Annotated in this window: 12 protein-coding genes; 10 read left to right on the top strand and 2 right to left on the bottom strand. The window is 34.9% G+C overall.

Translation table 11 applies throughout. The annotated features are described in order from the left end of the window. Nucleotides 1-18 precede the first annotated feature (18 nt). The 8 genes from ACZ9EE_RS02755 to ACZ9EE_RS02720 all read left to right on the top strand — a co-directional run bounded on the left by ACZ9EE_RS02755 (nt 19) and on the right by ACZ9EE_RS02720 (nt 7,956). Nucleotides 19-891: a YitT family protein gene (locus ACZ9EE_RS02755; RefSeq protein WP_476025157.1), complete on the top strand. Its 873-nt coding sequence runs from the start codon at nt 19-21 to the stop codon at nt 889-891. Nucleotides 892-984: 93 nt separating this feature from the next. Beyond that, entirely contained in the window at nt 985-1,461 is a 477-nt protein-coding gene (locus tag ACZ9EE_RS02750; RefSeq protein WP_476025156.1) for a hypothetical protein, read from the top strand. 1,280 nt (nt 1,462-2,741) lie between these two features. Continuing rightward, nucleotides 2,742-3,752, top strand: a complete 1,011-nt coding sequence (locus ACZ9EE_RS02745; RefSeq protein ID WP_476025155.1) for a DUF1835 domain-containing protein — start codon at nt 2,742-2,744, stop codon at nt 3,750-3,752. 806 nt (nt 3,753-4,558) lie between these two features. Next, a complete protein-coding gene (locus ACZ9EE_RS02740; RefSeq protein ID WP_476025154.1) occupies nt 4,559-4,729 on the top strand; it encodes a YuzK family famiily protein in 171 nt (56 codons plus the stop codon). A gap of 290 nt (nt 4,730-5,019) precedes the next feature. After that, nucleotides 5,020-5,436, top strand: coding sequence for a hypothetical protein (locus tag ACZ9EE_RS02735; protein WP_476025153.1), 417 nt, complete (start codon nt 5,020-5,022; stop codon nt 5,434-5,436). A 64-nt stretch (nt 5,437-5,500) separates the two neighbouring features. Beyond that, the gene (locus ACZ9EE_RS02730; protein ID WP_476025152.1) at nt 5,501-5,962 is read left to right on the top strand and encodes a hypothetical protein; all 462 of its coding nucleotides are present in this window, start codon (nt 5,501-5,503) and stop codon (nt 5,960-5,962) included. 297 nt (nt 5,963-6,259) lie between these two features. After that, complete coding sequence (locus ACZ9EE_RS02725; RefSeq protein WP_476025151.1) at nt 6,260-6,976, top strand: hypothetical protein; 717 nt, start codon at nt 6,260-6,262, stop codon at nt 6,974-6,976. A 275-nt stretch (nt 6,977-7,251) separates the two neighbouring features. After that, complete coding sequence (locus tag ACZ9EE_RS02720) at nt 7,252-7,956, top strand: SAM-dependent methyltransferase (RefSeq protein ID WP_476025150.1); 705 nt, start codon at nt 7,252-7,254, stop codon at nt 7,954-7,956. 282 nt (nt 7,957-8,238) lie between these two features. Here the strand turns inward: ACZ9EE_RS02720 and ACZ9EE_RS02715 are convergent, their stop codons facing one another. Beyond that, the gene (locus ACZ9EE_RS02715; RefSeq protein WP_476025149.1) at nt 8,239-9,120 is read right to left on the bottom strand and encodes a processed acidic surface protein; all 882 of its coding nucleotides are present in this window, start codon (nt 9,118-9,120) and stop codon (nt 8,239-8,241) included. 174 nt (nt 9,121-9,294) lie between these two features. On the opposite strand from ACZ9EE_RS02715, the gene ACZ9EE_RS02710 reads away from it, so the two are divergent. Beyond that, the gene (locus ACZ9EE_RS02710) at nt 9,295-11,493 is read left to right on the top strand and encodes an MMPL family transporter (RefSeq protein WP_476025148.1); all 2,199 of its coding nucleotides are present in this window, start codon (nt 9,295-9,297) and stop codon (nt 11,491-11,493) included. A 602-nt stretch (nt 11,494-12,095) separates the two neighbouring features. Next, nucleotides 12,096-12,686 carry a hypothetical protein gene (locus tag ACZ9EE_RS02705; RefSeq protein ID WP_476025147.1) on the top strand — a complete coding sequence of 197 codons (591 nt, stop codon included), beginning with the start codon at nt 12,096-12,098 and terminating at the stop codon, nt 12,684-12,686. 453 nt (nt 12,687-13,139) lie between these two features. Here ACZ9EE_RS02705 and ACZ9EE_RS02700 read toward each other — a convergent pair whose 3' ends face one another. After that, the gene (locus tag ACZ9EE_RS02700) at nt 13,140-14,267 is read right to left on the bottom strand and encodes an IS110 family RNA-guided transposase (protein ID WP_476025146.1); all 1,128 of its coding nucleotides are present in this window, start codon (nt 14,265-14,267) and stop codon (nt 13,140-13,142) included. Nucleotides 14,268-14,695: the final 428 nt, after the last annotated feature.

Below are 14,695 nucleotides of genomic sequence, written 5' to 3'. Positions count from 1 at the left end.
GTGGAAGAGAGGAATTGGATGAAGACAAACAAAATACATAAACCAAATAAACTAAAATTAATCCTGCGAGGATTAATGGTCATAATCGGGGGATTTATCGCTGCATATGGACTAGAGACGGTTCTTATCCCAAACAACGTATCGGATGGGGGAGTGACGGGTCTTAGTATCGTTGGATCAGAACTATTTGATTTACCATTAGGAGTTCTCATTGTCATTATCAACGTTCCTTTTATCTGGTTAGGATATCAACAAATAGGAAAAAGCTTTGCTCTTTTTTCAGTCATTGGAATTGCTTCACTAGCGGTTGGTACGATCCTCATGCATCATACCCCAGCTATTATTAAAGGGGATACATTGTTAATTACCGTTGTTGGCGGGATTATCCTTGGATTTGGGATGGGTTTAGCCTTGCGTAATGGCGGTGCATTAGATGGTATTGATATGCTTGCCGTACTCCTATCTCGAAAATTACCGTTTGGTACCAGTGATCTCATTCTATTCTTAAACATATTTGTGTTTATTTTCGTTGCGATTGTATTTGGTCTGCAAGGAGCGATTCTTTCGGCCATAGCTTATTTTATTGCATCGAAAGTCATTCACATTGTCGAAGAAGGCCTAAGTGGTTCGAAAGGCTTTCAAATTATCACCACTCAACCCGAAATAATGGTAGAGACCATCCGAGACCGTTTAGGACGAAGTGCAACGTATAAAGAAGCTTACGGCGGTTTTTCCCATGAAAGATTTAAAGAAATCACTTGTGTGATTAACCGTCTAGAAGAAACGAAACTAAAGGAAATCATCAATGAATTGGACCCAAAAGCCTTTGTTACCGTATATGATGTAGCAGAAGTGAAGGGCGGTAATTTTAGAAAGCATAATATTCATTGATCGAGCTGCGAGAAGTCCAGAGAGGTATATCGTCAAGTCCCAACTAAAGTAGTATACTCTATGACATTGAAGATGTACTGTGGGGGAACAACTTTGGAAAACAACCAAAAGAAAAAAGGGTTGAAATACCTTTTAATTGGTGTAAGTGTTTTATTAACTATCCTATTTTTTTATACTCCCATTTTAAAAATGCCTATAAGTTGGGCTGGTTTTTTAGGAATAATCAAAGCACAACCAAATTATTATCCTTTTGAGACTAATAAAAGCTATTTGACTGTTACTTCCTGTGGGAAGAACTGTCAAACAGCAATTTATCATTATCTATCAACTAAAGGTGAACTTGATGTAACTGCTACTCAACATGTAAGCTGGCAAAATGACCCCAAATGGGATAAAAGAACAAAAATTACAGGAACTAAATATTTTTATCAAGAAAAAAGTGGAACTCAATTTTTGTATTGGGAAGATAGAAAAAATGAGTTGGAACTAGAGATTAAGTATAAAGGTAAAGATAAATTAACTAAATCAGAAATTGTAAAAATAGCAAGCTCCATTAAACCTGAAATTTAATGATATGGGATTATCCTCAAATCCTTCCTTATATTTTTGCCATCCCCCCCATTACCATATTTAACCAAAACCGGCTGCTTAAAAAAGCAGCCGGTTTTGTAAACGGGTGAGGTTAACCGAAGTAGCAAAGGATGTGGACTTCATCTGAATAGACTAGGTTTCTATTGACTGGCGCTCACACAGGAGCATCCATGACGTTCCAAACCTGTCTCGCAGCTGAGCAAAACGCATAGCGAAGAAGGTTTCTTCCATGGGCATAAAGATTTCTCCTTCTTCGGAAAAGCAAGGTATAAAGCCTCTCTGCCTCTTCTGCAATGTAAACCCGGAGTGTTCTTTTATAGGTAACTTCTGTAGTGATATAACATAACAACAAATGTGATGATGGTATAAGAAAGTGAAGTGAAAAAAGCAATATTAGGCCTGAATTCAAACTTCTCACCTTCCATTTTTATTCCTGTTGCTCCCTGAACAGTCATATCCGTAAGTCGTGATGTAAAACCACCTTTAGAGTTCGAAAACCAAATAATAATTGATACTATCATTCCAACAAGAAACGAGTAGTCAATGAATTTTGTATTAGTAAGATAAGTAAAGATAAAGCTTAAGCCTAATAAAACTAATAAAGTAATTAGAATGTTTATTATCACCTTCATATATTGTGAATTCCCCCTTTTGGTTTTATCTTCATATATTAACAATAGCATAAATGGGTATTTTTAGGGGATAAAGTGTTATTCGTTGTTCACTAAGTGGTGCAAGAGTTTAAGATCCAACTGCAATTATGCAGCTTTTTATATTGAGATAACGGATGTTTAATAGAAGAAGTAGTAAAATATATTAAGAATGCTGCTTTTCCGCTAACGGGGCAGATTACTTGAAGGAGGATTATTTTTTAACTTCGTATTTGACAAAAAGTACGAACTGAAAAAAGAAATTTTTATTCAATAAGTTTTTGAAAGAACTTTAGAACATACTCTATTGCATAACCTCCAGGACCAAATGAGATAAAGAATGACAAAAACAAAAAAGCAATAAGTGAATTTAAAATCAATCCTATTAGACCGAAAATTTTGATTCTATCTTTCTTCAATGCAACTGTACCAATACCTTTTATTTACTTGGACATTTTATTAGTAAAAGAGAAGGTTTTGCAAGTTTGGTTAAAAAATAAAGCGTGAATCAAAACCATTAAATCTAATACGGTAAGATTGGGGTAACTTTAGTGGTAGCCCAATTTTAATGTTTAGAGCTATTAATCCATTTTATAAGGAGTTATTTAGGTGGATATTCTTGATATAAAAAATATCGTAAAGGATTTACCTGAGCAAGAGGTAAGATCATACTTGCTATTTATTATGTATAGGATTGCATTGTTGGAGGATAAAGAAAATTCTTTAGTTGAGTTTGCAGATGATCTTAAAGAAATGTATAACGAAATTCTCTATCCAAAAGTCACTGAGTCAGATACATTCAAAGAAGGAAGTTACAAAAAAGTCCATATACAATTTGGATACCCATTTTTAAGGCAAACAATAAAAGAATTAAACTTACTTAAAGAAGAGTTTATCATAGCCTTTCAAGACAATTTCTCTATTGGCCCTATACATAGTTTGGAAACAGAAAAAGGACAAACAGAGAGGTTACATTGGGTGAAAAATAACCTTAATGATTTTGATCAAGACAGTATGCCGAAAGTCGTTTCTCAAATATTATCGATTCCTGAAGATCTTCCAATATACATTTGGACATCAGAAAATGCAAATGAACAAACTGCTTTTCTATTTACACTGTATTTGTTGCGGGAACGAAAGAACACTATTTTTATTATTAATACAGCCGCATTGTATAGACAGTTATTTGAGAAAAAGTCTAAAAAGTATGTGCCCTCTTTTTCGGGTGAGATTACTTTAAAGGAATTACAAACCATATATATGTATAGCCAAGAGAACAGCCAGATTTTATCACCAATAGTATATAAGGATTTTGAAAAGAAGTGGTTAGACCTCTCAACGAATCCTGGAACATTAAGAATATGGGAAAACAGCGAAATAAAAGTTGTTGCTGAAGACTATTTTGATGATTTTATAATTGAAAAAGCCAAGAAGCTAATAGGGAAGAAAAAAGGGGTTATAATGTGTGCTAGACTAGTTGGTGAGGTTTATGGACATATTCTTCAGTATATCGGAGACAGCTTTATTGAATATAGAGTTAGGAAATTAATTGAAAAGGGAATTTTTGAGTATGAAGGTAGCCTAGAGGCAATGCGTTATTACGGTATTAAATTTAAGTAAATGTTTTTTGGGAAGCCACAATGAAAGCATTGAGGAAGTATTAAAATGCTTCTCTTTTTAAATGGTAAACCCATAACTTCTTAAAATTGATATGTGAAGAAACGGGATTAATTTAAAGTAGTTAGTTTATGCTGAAGTTAAGACTGAACCCGATATTGAATACAGATATAAAACGCCATCTCAATAGTTTGAGATGGCGTTTTTTGAAAAGAAATACTAAAGAATTTTGAAATTTTAAATCGGTTCTTTTATCAAATGATAAAATGGTTTATTTGGTTCTGCTTTTTCTTTCAAGAAAATATCTTCTAACTCCTGTAGCGCTTTTCGGGATTCTGTCTCACCAATCCCTTTTATGACTTAATCCCTTTTTACATCATCCAGTTTATACCAATTCTTTGTTGATTGGGAAAATAGAGGATGTCTTATTCGGCAAGGACAAACCAATAAAATCAATAATGGACCTTTTAAACTTAAATCACGAAGAATATAAAAGAATTAGTAGCTTCCTTAACACTTAACATAACATCACGTCTTTATGAAACTGCTTGCACCATTATTTATAGTCCTATAAGTATAGGAAATGCACTATATGGGAGGATAAGGAAAAAATAACAAGTATATAAGAGTTATTTCCCTGAGACTGGATGACATTACTCGATATAGCCGAATATTCCATTTATTCAACTTTGTGTGATTTGGGGTTTAATGATAAGATGAAAACCATCTTAAAGAAAAACTTGCCAATGTGAAAAAACCGAAAGGAATGATTTGTTATCAATCATTTACCATTAAGGTACACGAACGAAATGGAAAAAGCGATGTGGAGAGCGCATGGTGTAGGTTATGAAGATTACAAAAGACATCATTCAGTAAGAATGAGAGTCGAAAAACGCCGAGAAAAGGATTTTATAAAGTGTCGCCGAATGGTTACAGATTTAAACAGTCTTGTTCACATTAATAATCTCATAAACAAATAATAAAAAGGGGATCCCAATAATTTAAACATAAAACACTCTTTCTGTGGATCTAAAAAATTTTTTCTAATTTAAATATGTGCTAAATTCACATTAACTACTATTTATGCGCCCGGACAACGTATGGTTTATATTTCAAGCAACACCACCGAACGGTCAGTTGGGAGGCGTTCCGTTTTGGAACGCCCTTTTTAAATTCCAGGAAGTAAACTTTACGAAGTTACTGACTTCCGAGAATATATATTATCGGAACTTAAGACCGGAAAAAAACGCTGTTAAGGAGGTTCGATATTATGTTGACTGAAAGTGGGAAATTTCTTCAGATTGATAAAGAAAAACTGGAAAAAATAAAATTCTACATCCAAAAATCTAAAAGTAAGAACACCCAGAGAAGTTACGCGTCGGACTGGAAACATTTCACAGAGTGGTGTGAGTTGAATGGCCGGGATCCGCTTCCGGCATCTGCAGGCAAGCTTTGCCTTTATTTATCGGAATTGGCAACGACACATAAATATTCGACCATACGAAGACGAGTTTCTTCTATTATTATGGCGCATAAATTCAAACATCATCTTCCACCTTCCAAGGAAGTTGAGGTTCAAGCCTTATTGGAAGGAATTAAAAGAGGAATCGGTACTCGGCAGGAACCGAAAAAGGCATTGATGCTACAGGTGCTAAATTTAAAATCCTGTTTCTTATCTTGTAACTAACAAAATGCTTTGTTAAACAAGGGTGGTATCACTATAAGCTTAGGAAAAGTATAAGGAGATATTTATGAGCTTAGAACATGAGTTTTATCTTATTCCTATCACAACCGATTTAACGGATTTTTGGCGAAATAAAGACAAAAATAACTGTATCATTGACAAAGTTGTAATTCATGATGAGATCATCCAATACATTTCGGACACTTTAGAATGGGTACCGAGTAAAAATCCAGCTAAGTTAGGAAATCCAATTGGCCAAGGAATTAACTATTACGGTGTAACGTTATTTGATAATGAATCTTCAATTAGGTTAAAGGGTATTTTTACTTCTTGGAGGGACTTATTCAATAATGCACCTGATACCCTTTTCCTTACAGGGAATTATGTGGATGGGGACATTAAGCAGGATGGAAGTTATGACAAGATTGTCATCAACCGCGATGAAGTAATGAAGCAATTTAATAAAATTATTGCATTTTCAAAGTGTTTATCTAATGGTCATTATTATTTATATCACCTTGGGATATAAATAATTGAAATTCTCGAGGTGATCATCAGAAAAAGTCAGGTATAGTAATTGGATTATTTAAATCTTATTGATCAGGGGTTTGATATCAGGTATGAAGCTGTCTAAAGGCAGCTTTTTTTTATTACCACTATGAATATACAGATCCTCTACATTTAGGTCATTACGAAGAAAAATGTGCTTATGAAATAACCCTTATTGGTTAACCCTAAATCAACTCACAAGCAAATTGATTCAAAGAAAATATCCAGTAAAGTAATTCATTCCTTTTGGCAATTATAAATAATAGGAGTGATACCAATGAAGAAATTTTTAATATTTTTATTAATAATGACCATAGTTTGTCATACCAGAAAAGCATATGCCGTTCAAAGAGTTGTAACATCACACATTAAATCTGATGTGTGGTACGAAAACATTTTTTTAATTGCTGATAAGGTAGATAGTATGGCTACCAAAAACTTTACTGTTCAAGTAGGCGGTGGAGTGGACAGCGTTGGTGGAGAATTATTATATAACTTTCCTAATTGGTATAATGACAAGTTTGCCCCTGAATTATTTTATGAAGATATAAATGGCGATGGATTAAGAGATGTTATAGTCGCTTTAATATCTGGTGCAGGGTCTGGAGTATCTACAAAAGAAATACACGTGTTAAATCAAGTACATGACCTTAATCGAAGATACGAAGAAGTGCAAGTTGAATCAATTAATGATGCGGTCAAAAGACTTGTAAGAATGGAACGAAAAGGCAATGAAATTACTGTTGTAACTGGTAAAAAGAAATACTTAGTGGACTATTTAAAATTCGGTTATCAATCTTCTGATGCCCCTCCTGGAGTAGGATCAATGGAGGAATATATGCCTGAAAATGGTGTTCTTTATGGCCATACAACTGTATTTGTATCTATTCCTGAGGCAGGTATAGGCAGCCTAAAAATTAAATATGGTTGGGATGGAAAAATGTATAAAGCTGAATCTGTTACTTTTAAGAAAGCAGAACCATTTAAACCATAAACCAACAAGTGATGTATTTCCATGGTGAACGATTCGAAACCATGGTTCATTGATGAATTACGTATTTTGTATTTCAAAACCGAACCCGTTAGTAGCTGTGATTCCCTTTTTATAATAAACTATAGAAACTAATGGGTTCTTAAGATCAACAAAGGGTTCATGTTCTTTTTATTTCTCTTTAATACTGGTATTAAAAAATATAACATCAAAAAAGGTTAAGTTTTCCAGCTAACTATGATAATATAAATCTAATTCTTTTTTAGAGGTGAGTTTAGATGAGTAGAGTTGAGCAGAGCACAAAGTTAGATTTAGAGAGAATTATTTTCATTGGAAGAACGTTTGAAGAATATTTGGGCATGTTTTCTCTTTCGGTAGCAGAACTAAAGGGGAAAAAGATACTGGATTGTCCAGCAGGGGCATGTTCTTTTACTGCTGTAGGTAATAATTCAGGATTAAATGTAACAGCAGCCGATATCGCATATTATCATTCTGATGAAGATCTATATGAGAAAGGAATACAGGATGTTGAACATGCGATGGAACATATGGAAAAAGCAAAAACTAATTATATTTGGGATTATTTTAATGATATAGAGGAACTTAGAAAACATCGCCTAAGTGCTTTATATGATTGTGCAAAGGATATGAGACAATCAAGTGAACGGTATGTTCCTGTCACTTTACCCTCATTACCCTTTAATGATGGAGAATTTGATGTTCTTCTATCTGCCCATTTTCTTTTTATGTATGCTGATCGATTAGATTATGAATTTCATACAAACACTTTAGACGAGTTATTAAGAGTTACAAAAGAAGAAATTCGTATTTTCCCATTGGTCGATTTGGAAGGGAAACGATTCGACCATTTAGATAAAATACTCAGTTATCTTACTAAAAATGGGTGTTCTGTGGAAGAGGTTAAAGTTCCATATGAATTTCAGGTAAATGCTAACTCGATGTTAAAAATTAATAAAGGGTAATAGTTAAGGGGACAGTCATTTTAATAAGTTCGGCTTCGGGGTTAGAAAGCTTCGGATGTTTACCGTATAAGAAAAGGCAATGGAATTCACTCCATTGCCTTTTTGTTGCTGGGATTTATGTAGTTAAGCTTTATTATAAGGGGAAGATACCTACAAAAATTACAACCAGAAGTGCATTAAATCGTGAAACAATTAGTCTCGCTGGGTCCTAATGTTTGCTTGGATTATTTTCCTATTATCTACCCTTAAAAAGGCCCTTCCCATAGGAGAAGGGCTTTCGTATTATTTTAAGTTTTTTCGTCCCTGTTCATACTTCTCTTCATGCATATGATCTACATAATCATCTGAAATTTCACCTAAATGAAGCAAGTCTTCACCATCGTATACAGCCTCTAGTGATTCTAAATACTCTTTAGGTATATTAAAGTCTAACAAAAGCTCACCTGAAGTGCTGTAGATACTTCCAGAAAGATTACCCTTTGGAGGCTCTTTCATATTTAACAATTCCTTTAACGTTACAGCTTGACCGTTAACCTTAAAGTTCATTTTAACTTCATATAATTCAAAGGTTTGCTCCAAAATTTGAACCATCTCATCAAAATCTTCATCGCTTAATTGAGAAGGATCTTCTACATTGGAGAACTTTTCCCAAAGTGTATCGTTTGTTGCTATTTGATCCAGTTGATTTTTATTCTTTTCTTCCACTGCAGCTAAATAGTTAAACAATCTTTCTGTCTCTTCTTCAGTAATGCCAAAATCCGCTAATGCTTTTTCGGTTTCTGCCATATAATCATCATTGTTAGCGTAATATTCAACTGATGCATCTAAATCCTCAATAAATTTATAATCACTCAGGTTATCACCAAAATGATCCATTAAGTCGTTAAATTCTTTCTGTGTCAGATCATACTTGGTTAACAACTGCTGCAAATTGGTTGAGTTGATAGGGGTACCGAGCACTTCTTTTAGTTCTTCCACTGTACTAAAATCTTCTAAAGGGATTTCATAGTAGGAAAGATAGTCCATTAACTCCTGTTTAGTCCATCCTAATCCAGCTAAATATTGGTTCAATTCATTATCTGGTGGAGCAGCTTTAGCTGAAGGAACATTCAAAAGGAGCTGGAAAGTAAGCAAGCAAACAAGCATGGTTTTTAAATAACCCATTGGTACCCTCCTTAACATTTGGTGCATTATTAATTTTCCCTTTTTTGCATTCGTTAGAAATGCAAATAATTCCTATACCTATTAAAATTGGAGCAGATTACGTTTCTTCTTCTTGATAAAAACATGAGATATGACAAATCCTATTCTTATTGGGAACAAAAGGGGTAGGAAAAGATGAGAGAAATTGAAAATAAAGGTCTATTTTGGCTTTGGGGAATCAAGATGTACAAATTACGTTGGGTAGTATCCATTTTTTGGATATTATTATTCATTTTTTCAGCCTTTTTTGCCCAAAAACTTCCTGATAGGCTTAAGGATAGCGGATTAACTCCACAGGGAAGCGAGTCGGACATAGGTATATCATTAATGAAAAAGGAATTTGAAGTGTCTCCGTCAGCATTAACAATTGTATATAAGAGTAATCATTTAGACCTAACTAGCGATCAGGCAAAGAAGGACATTTTGCAATCATTAGATAAACTAAATAAGAAGGACTATGTTGGAAAAATTGAGATAAACAACACACCACGTATAAAAAAAGATAAGGGTATTCAGTCAGTTGTTGTTCCATTAAAACTAAAGAATCGAGAGGCACTTAACCATTTTTCAGAAATAAAAAGGCTAATTGGCCACCCCAAAGGAATGCATACGTATATTGATGGGGAAATAGCTACGCTACATGAAATACAGCAAGCAACCAAACATGATATGGCACATTCAGAAAAAATTGGACTTCCCATTGCCTTATTTGTACTTTTATTTATTTTTGGTACTGTTTGGGCTGCCATTCTACCCCTGTTGATTGGGACGATCAGTGTATCTCTGACAATGGGGATTACATACTGTCTAACTGGGTATTACTCCCTTTCAAATTTTCTTCCAAATATAGTGATGATGCTAGGTATGGCGATAGGAGTGGATTATGCCCTTTTTTTAGTAAGCCGTTTTCGTGAGGAATTAAAGAGCCGTCAATCCGTTGAGGAAGCTGTAGGTATGGCCATTCAAACAGCGGGACAATCTGTATTTTTTTCAGGGATTACAGTTTTGATTGGTATGTGTGGGATGTTGTTTATTAAGCTGCCAATCATTTATTCATTATGTCTTGGTGGTGTCCTGGTGGTGTTTTCAGCAATGATTCTATCCTGTACACTTTTACCTGCGTTACTGGGTATCTTGGGCTATCATATCAATTCTTTAAAAGTATTTCCTGGTACTCAAAAGAAATTGGAAAATTCAATTATGTGGGAGCGACTTGCCAATTTTGTAATGAAAAGACCAGCGATACTAGCCTTCTTGATCATTACCTTTTTATTATCGCTTATGACGCCCATTGTTCATATGAAAGTGGGGGTACCCACCGCGGAAGTACTCCCACCCCCATACGAATCAAGGACAGGTGCAGAATTATTGAAAGCGAATTATGATATACGGAGATCTAGCCCCATTAATATTGTTGTCAAGGCAAAGGAAAACGTCACCAGAGTGGCATCCATTAGAGACATAAAAAAATATGAGGATAGGATTCGAAAATTACCTGATCTGTTGGAGGTTCAAAGCTATATAGATGTTCTTGGTAATCGATCAGCCGAAGACACCGCGCAACTATTAGCTTCAAAAGGTACACATGATCGAATGGTTAACAGTAATTTATTACGTGGAAATTATGCTATGCTGACTATAGTACCACAATCTAATCCGGATTCGACTGGATCTTCCAAGCTTGTTCATATAGTCAGAAATATATCAAAGAGTGACTTAACAACATATGTTACTGGACAAACGGCTATACGTGTTGACATACTAGATCGAATTAATTCAGGTTTACCCTTGTTAATGTTATTTATTATCACTGTTACATATATCATATTGCTTTCCGCATTCAAGTCCGTTCTTTTACCGCTTAAAGCCTTATTGATGAACGTCTTAAGTCTTGGGGCTAGCTTGGGGATTGTTGTCATTGTTTTTCAGTACGGATGGTTAGCAGGATTCTTAAATATTACTTCAACTGGATACGTTAGTATCATTATGCCTGTCACCATTTTTTGCATAGTATTTGGCATATCAATGGATTATGAGGTATTTTTAATTTCAAGAATTAAGGAAGAATATGAGAGGTCAGGCGATAATGAAAAAAGTACGGCCGTGGGGCTACAGAAAACGGGTCGTCTTATTAGTAGTGCTGCATTAATTTTACTGGTGGTAGTGGGTTCGTTTATTTTTACTAACATTGAAATTACAAAGGCACTCGGTGTAGGTTTATTTTGTGCTATTTTCATTGATGCCACACTGATACGAATTATTGTGGTGCCCGCTTTGATGAAACTACTAGGTCCTGCAAATTGGTGGGCACCTAGATGGATTGCTAGAAAATAACTTTGGGATATTCTTTAAATTAAATGCAAAAAAGATCAATAATGAAAATTAAGAAAATCCATCCTTGATCCGTTTGAAATTGGTAATGAATTAAACCAGCAGGAAAATATAGAATTTGTTTAGAATCTTTTAATAAAGCAACCATATCGTGAAAGCTCGTCTTTAAGTAACGTGTGCATAGTTTAGAACTAGAGGCTGCCTCAAGGCGGTGAATGGGGTTATCCCTTGCATTTTGAATATAAGAGTAAAGTAATAATTGACCTAAATGGTGGGGAAGTATTAATTACCGTTTCAGGAGATCAACAAGTTTTTGCGTTTTCATCTGGCTTAGCATCTGTGATTTTACCTCAATTTATTTCACTTTTAACATCATTCCATTGAGAAAAAGATAGTCGTGCTGAGCTAAACAGTTATGGCACCTCCGATTACTACAATTTTGTGAGGGATAGTGCAAGAATACGTATCGATTATGTAAGGCATGATCCTGTTCAACTATTGTGGCCGGTTAGAAGGAGAAAGCCTGTCACAAAATACCATTGATATTCTAGTCATTAGTTCTATAAAATGAAGCCAAAAAACGATCCTATGAGAGTGTGGAATATTTGAAACAAAATCAACTTTTAGTCTTGGCATTAGCAAGTAGTATATTGGTTATTTTACTTGAATTTTTTCAATGGTATCTGGTCGATATATTAACCGAATTTTTAATGCTGCCTGTTTGGTTAGTGATATTTGGTTTTTTCATTTTCATTACAATAAAGGCCACCATACGTTTATTTAAAAAAAATAAGGATTGGAAGCCATTAACTATTCAAATAATAACCATCTTATTATGGTTTTACTTTCCTTTTACTCAAGTTATTTTAGATTTGGACTTCAAATCGAATAGATCGGAAAGAGAAGAAGTAGTTCAAATGGTGAAAAATGGTACTTTGACACCCAACATTTCATACGATCCATCGATAATTCAATTACCTGAAAAATATCACCGATTATCTAAAGGTGGCGGTGAGATTGTTATTGAAAAAAACAAAGACTTGATTTTGTTCTTCACATATCGAGGGATATTAGATAATTTCTCTGGGTTCGTATACTCACCATATGATAAAAAGCCAAGTCATAACGATTTTGATGGAGATTTTAAACAAATAGAAAAGTTAGATGAACATTGGTATTTTGTTGGCTCTTATTAAGCTGATATGAACGAAACTGTCAACCCACCACACCCAAATGTTTTTAAATGGTGTTTTTATTCAGCATGAATAGAGTTATTCCTTGTTCAACTTATAGACTAAATATCCTTTCGTAATTAGCTTGTCAAGGGTGCACTTTCCCTTGATAAGCTAATTACGAAATGGATACAATGCAGAAAGTTGAACAGGATAACCTTAAAAACTTGACACGAAGGCAAAAACGTTGACGGTGATATACAGTCTGATATTCGTGGGTTGGTTACCACATTTCATTCCATCCGTCACGGAGCTGCCTCGGACTAACGACGCACGTTCAGTTCTTCGAACCTAGTGCATAACTTAACATGAGGGTTCTCCTTCCCGGGGGTTTGCCTTCGAGCCAAATCTTCAATTCTTCAACACAAATAGTTCTGAGATAAAATCATACATTACATAAGTTTACATTTAATCTAATTAAGCAACTTTTGATTGAGTAATTTGTTTATTTTCAATGGTACAACCGATAGCCCAAATAAATCCAAGCAATTCTCTAGCGACAGCAACAACAGCTACTTTGCCACCTCTTCCTTTAGCAGATATACGATGATATTTCATATGAAGACGGTGCTGAGCCTTCCAAGCAATACGTTGTGCTTCAGGATCTTGACCTTCTTGCCGTTTAAGTAATTCACCTTTAAGAGAAGGTCGATGACGATAAGACCAACAGATTTCTACAATGGAACGCCGAACCTGAGAATTTCCCGTCTTAGTAATAGAACCTTGCCAACGATTTGATCCACTAGAGTATTCTTTAGGAACGAGTCCAGCATAGGACATCAGTTGTCTTGGGTTAGAAAAACGAGAAAACTGTCCGATTTCAGCTACTAAAGTAACGGCAGTGACCTCTGCGACACCTCTCAAAGTTTGAAGTGCTTGAATTACAAGTGCATGTTCACTTTGAAGAGCTTCTTCATGGATTTGAGCTTCGATTCGTTTCATACGATCTTCAACTACATTGATTGCATGTAGGTATTCTTGAAAAACAGTACGTTGGGAAGTTCTTTCAAATGTTAATCGTTTTAACCATTCGCGATGTTTGACAGACCAATTTCTAACCCCTTGAGGGGGACGTATTTCATGACGAAGTAAGAAGTGAACAAGTCTCTGACGAGAACTTTGTAAATCCTCACGAGCATCATGACGAGCACGAATTAAGTCTCTCAATGCTTCATGGTCTTCATCTGGAACCCAAACAGAAGTAAGCTCTCCAGCACGAAGTAGCTGAGCTAATCTAATTGCATCCCTTTTGTCTGTTTTTACTCGATCTCCTGAACGCTTTGGAATAAGGGTAGGTGCTACAACCATACATTCTATGTCCATAGATAGAAGTAATCGGTAGATTCCGTATCCAGAAGATCCAGCTTCATAACAAACTAATAGATTTTTAGGATCGCCTAAACTTTTCATTAATTTGCGAATGTTTTCTGGTTTATTTGGTATGGTACCATGAAATCTAGGCTCTCCACGACCTGAATCAGCAATCGCAACAGCAATAGTATCTTTAGAGGCGTCTAAACCAACAAATTTTTGTACATCCTTCATAATAATCGGCTCCTTTTCGTGTGTAGCTCTACACTTGGTTTTGATTTGGGTAGTAACATTATGACCAAGTGCAACCTACGTTAAGCGATGGGAGCCGTTTCGTTCATTATGACTAACGGGTACTTATGTTTGAATATAGGTCGCTGATGCGATCTTTTTTTATATGGTAAAGCAGCAGTTAGTTTATTAAGAGCTAATAAATTTAAATTCACATACACAGAATTTCTATGTATTATATAGATAAAGAAATAAATAAAGCAAAAGGGAGATTACATATGAATCATCGTCGCCTTTTTTTCTGCTCTTTAATTATTGGATGGCTTGCAGTTTAGAAAGAAATATTAAGTTTTTAATGGGACAAAGCTTTATAATCGCTACATTACTTACCTGGGTTATTTAGCTGTTGTTTATTTAACCTTTCGATTTAT

This window comes from Bacillus sp. URHA0034, assembly GCF_056280405.1.
Note: the sequence above shows the minus strand (reverse complement) of the source record. Positions and strands in the feature narration are given on the sequence as shown.

Bases quoted from the DNA above. Each gene is read 5' to 3' on its own strand.
- ACZ9EE_RS02755 (WP_476025157.1), top strand. From the start codon at position 19: ATGAAGACAAACAAAATACATAAACCAAATAAACTAAAATTAATCCTG.
- ACZ9EE_RS02740 (WP_476025154.1), top strand. From the start codon at position 4,559: ATGGAAAAAGCGATGTGGAGAGCGCATGGTGTAGGTTATGAAGATTAC.
- ACZ9EE_RS02735 (WP_476025153.1), top strand. From the start codon at position 5,020: ATGTTGACTGAAAGTGGGAAATTTCTTCAGATTGATAAAGAAAAACTG.
- ACZ9EE_RS02730 (WP_476025152.1), top strand. From the start codon at position 5,501: ATGAGCTTAGAACATGAGTTTTATCTTATTCCTATCACAACCGATTTA.
- ACZ9EE_RS02725 (WP_476025151.1), top strand. From the start codon at position 6,260: ATGAAGAAATTTTTAATATTTTTATTAATAATGACCATAGTTTGTCAT.
- ACZ9EE_RS02720 (WP_476025150.1), top strand. From the start codon at position 7,252: ATGAGTAGAGTTGAGCAGAGCACAAAGTTAGATTTAGAGAGAATTATT.
- ACZ9EE_RS02715 (WP_476025149.1), bottom strand. From the start codon at position 9,120: ATGGGTTATTTAAAAACCATGCTTGTTTGCTTGCTTACTTTCCAGCTC.
- ACZ9EE_RS02710 (WP_476025148.1), top strand. From the start codon at position 9,295: ATGAGAGAAATTGAAAATAAAGGTCTATTTTGGCTTTGGGGAATCAAG.
- ACZ9EE_RS02700 (WP_476025146.1), bottom strand. From the start codon at position 14,267: ATGAAGGATGTACAAAAATTTGTTGGTTTAGACGCCTCTAAAGATACT.